The sequence below is a fragment of the Microbacterium sp. 5K110 genome (assembly GCF_005774735.1).
Classification (GTDB): Bacteria; Actinomycetota; Actinomycetes; order Actinomycetales; family Microbacteriaceae; genus Microbacterium.
Genome location: NZ_VBUM01000001.1, coordinates 99,088 through 111,810, shown reverse-complemented (window position 1 = coordinate 111,810; position 12,723 = coordinate 99,088). Strand labels below are relative to the sequence as shown.

The 12,723-nt window shown below is 68.1% G+C and carries 15 protein-coding genes; 11 read left to right on the top strand and 4 right to left on the bottom strand.

Translation table 11 applies throughout. The features are described 5' to 3' along the window. Positions 1-163: 163 nt before the first annotated feature. Genes FE256_RS00560 through FE256_RS00545 form a run of 4 tightly spaced genes read right to left on the bottom strand, consistent with a single transcriptional unit; the run spans position 164 to position 3,270 of the window. Complete coding sequence (locus tag FE256_RS00560; RefSeq protein ID WP_171024125.1) at positions 164-1,300, bottom strand: alpha/beta hydrolase; 1,137 nt, start codon at positions 1,298-1,300, stop codon at positions 164-166. Then, entirely contained in the window at positions 1,300-2,319 is a 1,020-nt protein-coding gene (locus FE256_RS00555; RefSeq protein ID WP_102209651.1) for a DUF6545 domain-containing protein, read from the bottom strand. Before FE256_RS00555 ends, FE256_RS00560 begins: the two co-directional genes overlap by 1 nt. Beyond that, positions 2,316-2,780, bottom strand: coding sequence for a hypothetical protein (locus tag FE256_RS00550; protein ID WP_125131942.1), 465 nt, complete (start codon positions 2,778-2,780; stop codon positions 2,316-2,318). The genes FE256_RS00555 and FE256_RS00550 overlap by 4 nt, the downstream gene beginning before the upstream one ends. A 58-nt stretch (positions 2,781-2,838) precedes the next feature. After that, positions 2,839-3,270 carry a hypothetical protein gene (locus tag FE256_RS00545; RefSeq protein WP_102209653.1) on the bottom strand — a complete coding sequence of 144 codons (432 nt, stop codon included), beginning with the start codon at positions 3,268-3,270 and terminating at the stop codon, positions 2,839-2,841. 330 nt (positions 3,271-3,600) lie between these two features. Between FE256_RS00545 and FE256_RS00540 the strand changes: the two genes are divergently transcribed. The 11 genes from FE256_RS00540 to FE256_RS00490 all read left to right on the top strand — a co-directional run bounded on the left by FE256_RS00540 (position 3,601) and on the right by FE256_RS00490 (position 12,685). Beyond that, positions 3,601-4,536, top strand: a complete 936-nt coding sequence (locus tag FE256_RS00540; protein ID WP_252370852.1) for a bifunctional DNA primase/polymerase — start codon at positions 3,601-3,603, stop codon at positions 4,534-4,536. An 11-nt stretch (positions 4,537-4,547) separates the two neighbouring features. Beyond that, the gene (locus tag FE256_RS00535) at positions 4,548-5,174 is read left to right on the top strand and encodes a DUF2637 domain-containing protein (protein ID WP_138172302.1); all 627 of its coding nucleotides are present in this window, start codon (positions 4,548-4,550) and stop codon (positions 5,172-5,174) included. Then, complete coding sequence (locus FE256_RS00530; protein ID WP_102209654.1) at positions 5,171-5,611, top strand: hypothetical protein; 441 nt, start codon at positions 5,171-5,173, stop codon at positions 5,609-5,611. The genes FE256_RS00535 and FE256_RS00530 overlap by 4 nt, the downstream gene beginning before the upstream one ends. A gap of 7 nt (positions 5,612-5,618) precedes the next feature. Beyond that, complete coding sequence (locus tag FE256_RS00525; protein ID WP_100810650.1) at positions 5,619-6,449, top strand: hypothetical protein; 831 nt, start codon at positions 5,619-5,621, stop codon at positions 6,447-6,449. Between the two features lie 4 nt (positions 6,450-6,453). After that, the gene (locus FE256_RS00520) at positions 6,454-7,443 is read left to right on the top strand and encodes a ParB N-terminal domain-containing protein (RefSeq protein WP_138172289.1); all 990 of its coding nucleotides are present in this window, start codon (positions 6,454-6,456) and stop codon (positions 7,441-7,443) included. Then, positions 7,443-8,117, top strand: coding sequence for a hypothetical protein (locus tag FE256_RS00515; protein WP_138172288.1), 675 nt, complete (start codon positions 7,443-7,445; stop codon positions 8,115-8,117). Before FE256_RS00520 ends, FE256_RS00515 begins: the two co-directional genes overlap by 1 nt. Positions 8,118-8,128: 11 nt before the next feature. Next, a complete protein-coding gene (locus FE256_RS00510; protein ID WP_138172287.1) occupies positions 8,129-9,298 on the top strand; it encodes a M23 family metallopeptidase in 1,170 nt (389 codons plus the stop codon). A 1-nt stretch (position 9,299) separates the two neighbouring features. Further along, positions 9,300-9,566 (top strand): DUF6112 family protein, encoded by a 267-nt coding sequence (locus FE256_RS00505; protein ID WP_138172286.1) that lies wholly within the window; start codon positions 9,300-9,302, stop codon positions 9,564-9,566. A 71-nt stretch (positions 9,567-9,637) separates the two neighbouring features. Next, a complete protein-coding gene (locus FE256_RS00500) occupies positions 9,638-9,907 on the top strand; it encodes a DUF6112 family protein (RefSeq protein ID WP_045246597.1) in 270 nt (89 codons plus the stop codon). Between the two features lie 75 nt (positions 9,908-9,982). Next, positions 9,983-11,215, top strand: coding sequence for a conjugal transfer protein TrbL (locus FE256_RS17965; protein WP_171024123.1), 1,233 nt, complete (start codon positions 9,983-9,985; stop codon positions 11,213-11,215). A gap of 3 nt (positions 11,216-11,218) precedes the next feature. Beyond that, positions 11,219-12,685: an SCO6880 family protein gene (locus FE256_RS00490; protein ID WP_138172285.1), complete on the top strand. Its 1,467-nt coding sequence runs from the start codon at positions 11,219-11,221 to the stop codon at positions 12,683-12,685. The last annotated feature ends 38 nt before the right edge of the window (positions 12,686-12,723 follow it).

Below are 12,723 nucleotides of genomic sequence, written 5' to 3'. Positions count from 1 at the left end.
CTCCGTCACGTTTGGCAGGCCGCCGCTCGTCTACCTCACCGCGCCCCACGCGGCGGATGGCGAGACTGCTGGCGGAGGCCGACCTTACACACCGGCTGCCGCCGAACGCCGCGAGTGCAGACGCACGCCTCGTAGGCAGATGCCAGAGTCCTTGATGAGACAGTCAAGACGGGACGTGCGCGGCGAGCCAGGCGATCACTGCGCTCTGCCATCGGTCGGGGTCAGAGTTCCACGAGAGCGTATGTCCGGCCTCAAAGGTCTCCAGCGAAACAAGGCCAGGCCGAGCATCTCGGAGTGCTTGTGAGAGCCGTATCGGTACGGAGTCGTCGTGGGTGCCGTGAAGGATGAGCGTGGGCGCGGTGAGTTCCTCGGCACGAACCGTCCAGTCGAAGGATCGGATCGGGATGCTCTCGGGCAGGCCGACCATCCGGGCCAGCGGGCGGAGCGTCAGCCACGGGATCGCGAGGCTGCCCGCGGCTGAGGGGAGTCCGCTGCGGGTGCAGTTCGCCTTGATGACCTCGGTCCAGTCGAGCACGGGCGAGTCGAGCACGAGACCGGCGATGCTGCGTCGATACGACGGGTGGTGAGCGAGCTGGAGCGCGATGGCCGCGCCCATCGACCATCCGAACAGCACGACCTGTCGGGCTCCGTGCCGCATCGCGTACTCAATGGCGGCCGCGGCGTCGTCGGCCTCGGTGAAGCCGAGTGTTGAGCGACCGTTGCCGACTCCCGGGCCTTCGCCGTCGGCTCGGTAGCTGATGACGAGCGAGGTGTAGCCGCGCTCGGTCGCGGCGAGCACGGCGCGAAGCGTTCCGGCTCGGACGCTGCCGAGGCCATGTAGGTGGATCGCCCACGTCGACCTGCCGCTGTCGCCGTCGATGCGCCAGGCGGGGGCAGGCCCCGCGGGGGTGTCGATGGTGATGTCGTGTGCATGAAGGCTGGCGTCGTGCGGGGTCGCGTAGTAGATGCCGCTCCAGGAGACGTGATCGCCAGCCCTGAGAGTGAGCCCCGATGCCGTGCTCGTCACCCGTCGTGCGATCAGAGTCGGTCCACGGTTGAGCACGTCTTCGGAGAGTTGCGCCCAGCCTCCGTTCTCGAACCAGAGGTTGTACGCGCCTTCGGCTGCGGTCTGGCGAGTTCGGTCGAGCACGATGAGAGGGCCGTCGCCGTCGCGCTCAACCTCGCGGACGGTCAGGTCGTATCGCCGCGTGCTGGGGGCTGTTAGCCGCCGCGCGATCACCCAGCCGACACCCAACGCGCCTGCCGCAACGAGTCCGGCACCTAGCGCGACCCGTCGCATCACGAACTGCCCTCCTGGCCGACCCGGCCTCCTGGCGAAGCGGTGGTCCGTGTCGCTCTCGTGTCGAGTCCGAGGAGGTGGCTCTCGGCGCGATTCAGCAGGGCGCGCTCGGCTGCGCTGATGTCGAAGGTGACGCGCGGGTCGATCATCGCGTCGCGGATCTCAACGATCTCTCGGTGTAGACGGCTCTCCAGGTCATCCGCGCTCGCAGCGAGCGGGTCTGCTTGGCTCAGCCCAGGCCGCACGAGGGACGCCCGCTTCCAGAGAGGCTCCAACTGTGTCGCGAGGCCGACGGTGCGCTTCCGGCGCATGTCGTGCTGTGCGCGGCGGACGACAGGCTGCGCGGCGAAGCCCGCGCATAGGAAAAGGAACGCGAGTAGAGAGAGCGGTTCGTAGGCGCGTTGGACGGCGCGCATGAGATCGAGATGTCCTGTGACGTGTGCGACATCCATGATGAGCACGGCCAGGCACAGTCCGCCGCCGAACGCCGATCCCAGGCTCAGCAGAGCCGAGGGGAGACGCTGGATGCCGGAGCTGCGCAGATATTGCCGCGCGGCGAGGATCATCATCGTCGTGATGACGAGGAAGAAGTAGCTGAAGTTGATGATCGAGTAGGCCGCTGCTGCGGGTTGCGCGCCGAGGTCGATCATGAACCGAGTCGTGGTTGTGCCTCGGTCGATGAACACGAACGTCGTGGTGATCGCAAGAAGCGAGGTGAGGAGCACCGGGATGCCCACGGCGACCCGCACGAGCCTGGGGCGGTACTCGTCAGCCTTCATGACGCCTCGACCGAGAAAGAAGATCCCGGTCATCAGCAGCCCATCCGAAACGAGGGTTGTGACGTTCGTGCCGCCAAGAAGCGGATCGGTGACGAGGTAGATGGCGTCGACGTTCAGGGTCATCGCGACGGCAATCGTGAAGGAGGCGTAGGTGATGCTTCGATCCGCCCGTTTGCGGCGGAAGATGAGCAGGCTCGCCACGAGCGCCCACATGAGCGTCGCGACGAGCGCCTGGATCACCCGAAAATCTCCGAATAGCGGGACTCGGCGAACACCGATCCTCGGATGCCCGCGGCCAGCCGATCTGCGAGCGACTCGGCGGCGATCTCCGTCTCACTGTCAATGTCCTGTCGCTTGAGCAGGCGTCCGCGCGTGTGAGGAGGGATGTTGGGCAGCAAAACGTCCCCGGCTGTGCAATCGTCGCCCTCCGTGTGACCGAGGATCATGTGGGCCAACTCGTGAAGGACGAACTGCTGGCGGTGCAGTGCAGAGTCGCTGCGTGCGTGGAGCACGAAGTCCTCGGTGTCGGTGACCAGCCAGAGCGCACAGATGCCGTCGCGGGTGTCGAGGTCGGCGAGTTCGACGACGCGGAGCCTGCGATGGCGCCGTTCCTGTATGGCCTGGAGAAGGTGCGCAAGCGTGAACCTGCTGCCGAGCCGCAGATCGGAGACGGCGGCCGTTACGGTCTCTTCGGTGTTCACGTTTACCCCCTCTCGGCCGAGCAGCTACTGGCCTCGGCTCCGTGGTGCGCGACACCCGTCAGTGCTCGGGTGTTCGCATCATTTCCTCGTCCAGGAACTTGCTGATGGCTTGGAGCGCCTTCGGCGAGATGTCGCCGAGTGTGCGAGCAGCGTAGGACTTCACCTTCGCTGCACGCATCGAACGCACGAGGTCGAGCTGGGCGGAGACCTTCTCCGGGGTAGCCACGCCGCTCTCCCCCGCAAGAAAGGCAGCATCAACGTCGAAGAAGTCCGCGAGTCCCTCGAAGATCGCGGCGTCTTGAACGTATCGGTGGCCGTTGACCATGTACGTCCATCGTGATCGAGACAGGCTGATGCCACGTTGTCTCAGATACTCCGCGATCTGCGAGTAGGTCGGTTCGGAGCCGGACTCGGCAACAGCGACATCCATCAGAAGTCGCAGGCGTTTGGCGAGGTCGTCAGCCGCAGCCTGACCTTCGTCTTCAGTCATCGTCGCTGACCCCCCTTCCCTTCGGGAGGACCAAGGCATCGACGTAGCCCAGGCCCAAGGGCAGTTGTGCATGCTCAATTTACCCGTTGAGCATGCACAAATCAACTGTTGCGCATGCTCAACGTGCGGTGTTAGAACGGAATCTCAGGAGAGCTTTGAGCATGCTCAACGCGGCTTCCCTGTGAGCGGGAGGAGACGATTCCATGAGCACAGCGCGACCCCGCAGCCTGACTGCGTTGCCCATCGGACGGCGACCGTCTCTTGGGAACCCCGGCGCACCTGATCGACAAGAGCCCCACGGCTCACGACCAGGCCAGAGGAGGTGCCGAGATGACGATGCCGGAAGCCTCGCGCGGAGAGCGCCAGCCGATGGATGCCGCAGCCCTGCTCGCCTCGCTCACCGGGCTGTCACCGAGCGCCGCAGCGTGTCGCTACGCCGAGGCAGGCATCCCGGTCTTTCCCTGCGTCACAGGAGGCAAGCGCCCGCTGACCAAGCGGGGATTCCACGAGGCGAGCACCGAACCGCGCCAGGTCGCTCGCTGGTGGGCGCGGTGGCCGCGCGCCAACATCGGGATGCCGACGGGCCAGATCTCCGGGCTGGAGGTCGTGGATGTCGACGTGCACGGGGCGATCCGCGGCTTCGCAGCGTTCGAGCTGGCCCGGCGCGAGGGGCTGACGGATCGCTGGGCCGCGTTCATCCGCACGCCCTCGGGCGGAGTCCATGCCTACTACCCGGCCGATCCCGAGCTGGTGCAGCCGTCCTGGCAGGTGCCGCGTGCTGGCATCGACTTCCGAGGATCGGGCGGCTACGTCATCGTGCCGCCCTCGATCATCGCCACCAATGCGGGGCCGAGTGCGTATGCCCTCATCGGTTCCGGGCGAGGCGATGCGGTTCCCGTCGATGCCCGCGCGCTGCGGCAGTTCCTCGATCCGCGACCGGCGCGCCCGACGCCCGTCATCCCTGTCGAGGGTACGGACGGCGTTGACGTGGAGCGGATCGCCCGCTGGGTCGAGATGCGCGGCGAGGGCGAGCGCAACCGCGGCCTGTTCTGGGCCTCGTGTCGACTCATCGAGGCGGGCATCCCGCCCGACCGCGTGCGTGCCGCGCTGGGGCCGGCTGCCGAGCGCGCAGGCTTGCCCGCGCCGGAGATCGAGACGACGATCCGCTCGGCGCACCGCGTAGCGAGGGGCGCACCGTCCGCGCCTACCGCCAGTTCCGTGCCCAGCCATGCAGCTCAGCCTTCATCTGGTCAGGTGCTCTCGTGATCCCCGGCAGCATGCAACAGCCGCGCGGGCGGATCGCCGTGTGGACGGCGGTAGCTGGGACCGTATTCATCGCCGCAGCCGCCTTCTGGCTGTCGTTCACGGCGCTCGCCGACCTCGCGCGACGCTCCGGCGTCGATGAGAGCCAGGCGTGGGCATGGCCGCTCATCGTGGACGGCATCATCGTCGTTGCCACAGTGTCCGTCGTCGCGCTCGCGGGGCAGCGTGCCGCCTGGTATCCGTGGCTGCTGCTCATGGCCGGTGCCGCGGTCTCGGTAGCAGCCAACGCGATCCACGCGGTCGTCGCCGCTGACGCCGACGTTCCTTCGGCACTCGCAGGATCGGTCGCCGCAGTACCTCCGCTCGTGCTGCTGGCGATCACGCACTTGACCGTCGTGCTCACCCGACGGTTCCGTGCGGAGCCGTCGGCGCAGCCTGCCGTGTTGGTGTCGAACGCAGTCGAGTACCAGTCGCCGGAACCGCCTGCGCACCTTGCTCCCAGAGAACTCGCCCTGCGACTGAAGGAGGACGGCATGACGAATAAGGCGATCGCTCGCGCGGCGGGGGTGCATCCGTCCACGGTCGGCCGCTGGCTGGCGACGCCCGTGCTCTCCGCGGCATCGGAAGGAGGCGCGCTGTGAACGATGAGTTGCCGGAGGACGAGCACGCCCGTCGGCTTGCCGATGTCCTCCACACGCTGAAGCCGACTCCGAGCGAGGCTGCTGAGATCTCGGAGCTGGCGCGCCACACGGACCCGTGGCTCGCCGCGCAGACGTGGCGCGGCGGCCACCCACTCCTGGAGCGGCTGAGCGCAGAGCACGACCGCAGCCAGGTCGTGTGGGTGCGCCCGACCGAGCTGCTCCCATCCGCTTCGGCCCGCATGATCGGGCGCGGCATCGACCTGCGCACCGAGCTGGCGCGCCGCGTTGAGGAACGTCGGCAGACTTCGCCGCAGGCGACTCCGGTGACCCGGCCCGGCATCCGCGGGCGTGCCCAGGGCATCGCGCCGCTCTCCGCGTTCGGGCAGTCCCCCGCGCGCCAGTCCTCTGTCAGCCGCGACCCGCTCCGCCGCCTGTGAGCGCGCCATGTCTGCCCAGGCCGCTCCCACGTCGTTCCGCACCCCGGAGGGACTGCGCGCGCTCCTGGAGCGTCTGCACGACGATGGGAAAGGCGCGTGGCGGCGCGACGTGGATGTCGCGGCGCTCATGGAATACACTGCGGGTCGGTACGCGAGCCTCGCGCGAAAGCACGGCCTCGACCCGTGGGAGGCAGCGAGCGCCGCGTTCGACGCGATGCGCACCCCGGCCGTGCGCAACGCGGAAGATCCGTGGGCCGTCGTCACCCGGGCCGTGCAGGTCACACTGATCGCCGAGGAACGGGGCAACGGGCTGCTGTGCTCGACGCATCAGGCGCGCAGACCGCAATACAGCGGCTTCCACGACCCGGAGCGGTTCAGCGACCGGGAGAACCCGCTCACCGACTACCACGAAGCGTTGCAGGTCGCACCCGCGGGTGAGGACGAGAACGAATCGGACGACGAGGTATCTGGCGTCGTCCGTGCAGTCGAGGACGCGATCAAGCTACTGGCGCTGCTCGACTGGCCGGAGCAGACGGCGCGCGCGGCCATCGAGCACATCTGCACTCGACTCGGCGACGCGCCGTCGCGGGCGAGCGCAGCGGAATCGCTTCGGCGAGACCCACACGCTCGGGCCGTGCTCGATCTGTCGTCGACGAGCTGGAACGCGCTGCTCCGTGCGATCCTCGGCAACCCCGATCCCGATCAGGCCCACACCGCCGTCGGCCGCGGCGTGCTGTTCCGCCTTCTTGTCGGCGAGCCCCTGCGTGCGCTGCTCACCGATGACGACCTCGTGCTGCTGCTCGGCCTGAACGCGCCCACTCTGGCGGGGGCGAGGTGAGCACATGGCGGCGAGCACCGGGCACATCGAGCTGGAACGCACCATCGACTCCATCGTCGTCGGCAGCCGTCATCGCATTGAGATGGGCGACATCGACGGACTCGCAGCATCCATCGAACGTGATGGACTTCTCCAGCCTCCGACCGTGACACCGGACGGCGTGCTCGTGTGCGGCGCTCGACGCATCGCGGCGCTGCGCAAGCTCGGCCATAAGAAGGTCAACGTCTTCGTGCGCTCCGGGATCAGCGACCGGCTCCAGAGGCTCATGGCCGAGCAGGCCGACAACGTGCTCCACAAGCCATTCACGCAGACCGAGGCCGCGGCGCTGTACCGCGAGCTGAAGACGCTCATGGCCGAGGACGCCGCTCGTCGTCAGGCGGCGACGCAGTTCGGTGCTGGCGGGAAGATCGCCGGAACGAGCGGTGGTGCCGTCACGGCACCACCGCTCGTCGGCGCTCCGGGCAAGTCCCGCGCGCAGGCTGCGCTCATGGTCACCGGGCGCAAGTCGTACACGAGCCTGGAACAGATCAACGACCTCCAGCGGATCGCCAACGACCCCCGACAGCCGGAGGATGTGCGCGGCTTCGCCCGCTCAGAACTCGACGCCATCGACCGCGGCTCGTCGATCACCACGGCGCACGCCCGCACGATCGCCATGCTGGCGATCCCGCAGGAGGAACCCGAGCCACCCGGCGAGCTGGAGTTGCTCGCACAGGAGGCACTGGACCGCGCGAAGCAAGGGCGCAAGCGAGGCCCGGCACCCGCACCAGCGCCGAGCGCCGTGCCGGTTCGCTATCCGGTGCGGGCGTTCACCCTCACCTGGAACGACCTCGATCAGTGGTGGTCACACTACGACCCTGCCGAGGTCGGCACCGCGCTGAGTGATGACCAGTGGGAGCACTTGGAGACGATCCTCGACGCTACCGTCCGCTTCTTCGACGCGGCCCGAGCCGCCCGAGCCGCCCGCCAACGTCTCGCCAAGGAGAGTGCCTGATGCCGCAGACTCGCTTCCCTCGTCGCCTCATGATCCTCCTGATCGTCGGTGCCGCCGTGCTTGCCGTCCTCGTCGGAGTCGGGCTCTACGGGTTGCTGCTCGCACCTCGATCCGAGCCTTCGCCGGGCGGCAGCTCCACGAGCGGCCCATCAGGCGCTTCCACCAACGCACCGTTCCCGACATCGAGCGCGCCGCCCGCCATCCGTGAGTCCGACGACCCCGAGACGTTCGCGCGAGCCCTCGCCATCGCGCTGTTCACATGGGACACCGCGACCGAGTTCGGGCCGACCGACTACGCGCAGGCCATCGTGAATGTGGGCGACCCCTCCGGCAATGAGACCGCCGGACTCGCCTCTGACGTGCGCACCTATCTCCCGACCGCGGACGCCTGGGCGCAGCTCCGCACGATGCAGACCCGCCAATGGCTCGACATCAACGACGTGTTCGTGCCGGACGAGTGGGCGACGGCGCTCGAGCAGGCAGCCGAGGGACAGATCCTTCCAGGCACCGTCGCGTACACGATCACCGGCATTCGGCAACGCGAGGGTATCCACGGCACCGAGCCCGTGACCAGCTCCCACGAAGTCGCGTTCACCGTCTTCATCACCTGCGAGCCGACCTTCGATACCTGCCGCGCGCTTCGCATCTCCGAGCTTGACAACCCCCTGCGTTGATCGGCACCCGCATGAAGAAGCTCGTTGTGGTCATCGCCACCCTCGTCGCAGTGCTCCCCATGAGCCTGGTCGGCGTGGGTCTGCTCGTGTCGCCCGCGGTATTCGCCGCATGTCTCTCGTCAAGCTCGCTCGTTGTCGGGCCGATCCCGGAGTCGCTCACAGCCACGACGCGCGCGGGCGAGACCGTGACCCTCAACCATGAGCAGCTAACCCATGCAGCCACCATCATCACGGTCGGCGCGCAGACCGAGGGCGTTGGTCGCGCTGGCATCGTCATCGCGCTCATGGCCGCACTCACCGAGGCGCGGCTACGAATGCTCGCAAACTCGGCTGCGATTCCAGAGTCGAGCGATTTCCCGAACGACGGAGAGGGCAGCGATCACGACTCTCTCGGCCTGTTCCAAATGCGTCCGAGTGCAGGATGGGGCACCGTCGCCGAGCTGATGAACGCGACCTACCAATCGCGCGCCTTCTACGGAGGTTCGAGCGGACCGAACTACCCATCACCGCGCGGACTGCTCGACATACCCGACTGGCAGCACCTCGACCCTAGCGAGGCAGCGCAAGCGGTCGAGGTCTCGGCATATCCCGACCGCTACCAGAACTACCAGCCGGTCGCCGAGGCGATCCTCGCTGCACTCACGCGCCGCGCCGAAACCACGCCGGGCGGTACCCCGCTCGGCGAGGTACCCGAGACGACCGCCATCGTCTTCCCGCTGCCGAGCGGGACGTGGGTGAACACCAGCGACTTCGGGTGGCGCGAAGACCCCTTCACTGGTGAGCGAGCGTTCCACTCAGGAACGGACTGGGCTGCCGACGACGGCACGCCGATCCTCGCGCTCGCCGATGGCGTGGTCAGCTTCGCCGGACCGTCGGGCGGCTACGGCAACCTCATCATCATCGAGCACACCATCGGCGGCGAGCGCATCGCCTCCGCCTACGCGCACATGTGGCAGAGCGGCGTCCTCGTCAGCGTCGGGGATCGCGTCGTTGCCGGGCAGCACATCGGCAACGTCGGTTCGGCGGGCAGGTCGACCGGAGCCCACCTGCATTTCGAGATCCGGCCAGGCGGGGCGAACGCAGCGGCCGTCGATGCCGAGCCGTGGCTTGCCGCTCACGGAGTGCAGAACCTCGATGCCGCAGGCACCGCGGCACTCTGCTCAGCGCAGATGGCCGCATGACATGGACATATTCCCCGACTTCGGAGCCGTCGGCGGTCAGGCAGAACTGCGCGCCATCGTTGGCGCGCTGCTCACCGTCGTGCTCATCCTCGCCGTGCTCATGCTCGTCATCTGCGCCGCGGTGTGGGCGATCTCGTCGGCGAACGGCAACATCACTTCGGCTGTCCGCGCGCGCACCGGATTCCTCGTCTCCGTCGGAGCTGCCGCACTCGCCGGCCTCGGCGTCACCTGGGTCAACTTCCTGCTCGGAGTCGGCGCGGGCATCTGAGGCCAATCCAATCGGGACAGCGTGCGCACCTACAGGGTAAAGGCGTCCCTCGCCTGCTGAAGGAGCACACAGTGATCGACATCGATCCCAATACCGACGGGTTGCCCGGCATCGAGCAGCTCCGCGTCATCGTCGGCGCGGCCATGACCGTGGGGCTCATCCTCGCTGTCCTCGCCCTCATCATCTCGGCCGTGGTCTGGGGCTACGGGGCGAACAGCTCGAATCCGCACCTCGCCAGCCGGGGCAAGGTCGGCGTGCTCGTCTCGTGCGGCGCGGCCATCATCTGCGGGGCATCCGTCACCCTGGTCAACTTCTTCTGGAACGTCGGCCAGTCGGTCTAGCACCACGACCGAGTTGAGATGGCTGAGCCGATGAGTGTTTGTGATGTGCCCGTCATCGCGTCAGTGTGCGATGCCGTGGGTGAGGGAACTGCGTCGCTCATCTCCGCGCCGTTCGACTGGCTTGCGCAGGCAATGGGGCAGGCCGCCGCCTGGCTGTTCGAGAGCGTGTGGGCAGTGTTCGACTCGACCACGCTCGTCGACGTGACCGGAAGCCAGTACGTCTCGGTCTATAACGTGCTGTTCGGGGTGGCGATCTTCGTCATGCTCGTCTTCTTCTGCCTCCAGCTCATCACCGGGCTCGTGCATCGAGATCCGATGGCACTGTCGCGCGCGGGCGTGGGACTTGCCAAGTCGGTGCTCGGATCGTTCGTCGCCATCACCCTCACCGCGACCCTGTTGGAGGTCACCGATCAGCTCACCATCGGCATCGTGCAGGCGACTGGCAACACGATGGAAGGCATCGGTGACCGCATGGCACTGCTCGCCGCTGGGCTGACGACGATCAACATCGCCTCGCCCGGTGTCGGTGCGATCATCACGATCTTCCTTGCCGGGCTCGGCATCGCGGGTGCGGGCATCGTGTGGTTCACGCTGCTTGTCCGTAAGGCGCTTCTGCTGGTCGCCATTGTCTTCGCGCCCATCGCACTCGCCGGGTTCACCTGGGATGCCGCGAAGGGTTGGTTCGGACGCTGGGCGGCGTTCGTCGTGGCGCTCATCTTCTCGAAGCTCGTCATCGTCGTCGTGTTCCTGGTCGCCATTGGGCAGATCAGCGCGCCCATCGACCTCGACCTCGCCTCGATCAGTGACCCGATCTCGGGCGTCGTGCTGATGTTCATCGCCGCGTTCGCGCCGTACCTGACGTACAAGTTCATCTCGTTCGTGGGCTTCGACATGTACCACGCGATGTCGAGCGAGCAGGAAGCGAAGTCGGCGCTCAACCGGCCCGTCCCGCTGCCGGTCAAGGCCCAGCCGAACGCGGCAAAGTCCGTCCTCGGAGGGCAAAGCGGCGCGAGAGGCGGGACTCCTCCCGCGCCGAGCACAGCTCCCGCTGCAAGTGGCGCAGCAGGCAGCGCTGCGGGCGCAGGTGGCGGGGCGGCCGCTTCCGGTGGCGGAGCGGCGGCCTCGGGAGGCGCGGCAGGTGCCGGGGCAGCAGCGGCCGGCCCCGCGGCCGCAGCCGTCGTCGGGGCGCAGGTTGTCAAAGCCGCGGCGACGACTGGGCCGAAAGTCGGTGCCGCGGTCGGCGGCGCAGCAGCCGGGCACGCGGAGACATCCACGCCGCCGATACCCGTAGCGCCGAGGAAGGGGTAGAACATGGCCACCCAGCACCCCCCGGCTCCCGAGCAGCAGCTCTCCCCCGTGCAGTTCTCCCGACTCGCGCACCGTGGCATCCTGCTCGGACTGTCGATCTCGCAGTTGATCGTGCTGGGCATCGGCGTGGTCACCGTCGTCGCCACGATCTACACGGGCGGTGGCATGGGGCTGGTCTGGACATCCCCGATCTGGCTCAGCTGTCTGCTGCTCGCGGTCGTCCCCGTGGGCGGGCGCAAGCTCGTCGACTGGCTGTCCATCGTGTCGCGCTGGATGTGGCGGAGCACCGCAGGGCAGTTGATCTTCCGCCGCCGGGTCATCAAGCCGCGCCCCGTCGGCACGCTCGCGCTCCCCGGCGATGCGACCGCGCTGCGCGAATGGGTCGATCCCGAGACGGGCGCGGCGATGGTGCACGACCCCCACGCTCAGACCCTGACCGCAGTGCTGGGAGTGACGCACCCGGCGTTCGTGCTGCTCGATCCGGGCGAGCAGGAGCGGCGGATCAACGGCTGGGGTCGGGTGCTCGCTACCGCGTGCCGCTCGGGCCGGATTGCCCGGCTCCAGGTCTGCGAGCGGACGCTGCCGGACTCAGGCACGGGGCTCGCCGAATGGTGGGCCAGGCACGGCACCGACGACGATTCCTGGCCTGCGACCACCTACCGGGAGCTGATCGAGCGTGCTGGGCCGACCGGCGAGCGCCATGCGACGACCATCTCGATTGCGCTCGATATGAACGCCTCGGGACGACAGATCCGTTCAGCGGGCGGCGGCATTCGTGGAGCTGCAGCAGTGCTGCGTCAGGAGATGACCACGCTCGTCGCGGCGCTGCGCGCTGCGGACCTCGCCACCACCGGCTGGCTCGCGCCTGGCGAGGTCGCCGTCATCCTGCGTTCCGCCTACGACCCGGCTGCCGCGCCCGCGCTGGAGCGGCACGCCGACATCGGGCGTTCCCTCGCCACCGCGGGGCCGGTCGCGGTGACCGAGAGCTGGGATCGCGTGCGCACCGACTCCGCGCACCACACCGTGCTATGGCTCTCCGAGTGGCCGCGCTCGCAGGTGTTCCCCGGATTCCTCGCCCCGTTGCTGCTCACCTCCGGCGTGCAGCGGTCGTTCTCGCTCATCTGCACGCCAGTTCGCGCCGACATCGCGGCCCGCGACCTGCGGAAGAAGAAGGTCGGCCTGCTCTCCGACGCAACCCAACGCGCGAAGATCGGGCAGGTCGAGGACGCCTCACGCACGGCTGAGTACCAGGACGTGCTCCAGCAGGAGTCCGACCTCACCGCAGGGCACGGCGTGCTCCGCTACACCGGCCTCATCTCCGTCTCCGCGCCCACGGTCGATGAGTTGGATGCCGCCGTCGCCGCCATCGAGCAAGCCGCGGTCCAAGCGTCCTGCGAAACGCGCAGACTCGTCGGCCAGCAAGCCACCGCATTCGCCGTCGCCGCGCTCCCGCTCTGTCGGGACGTGTGACGACGCGCACGCTGCGTCCCCTCTCGCCGATCAGGTCG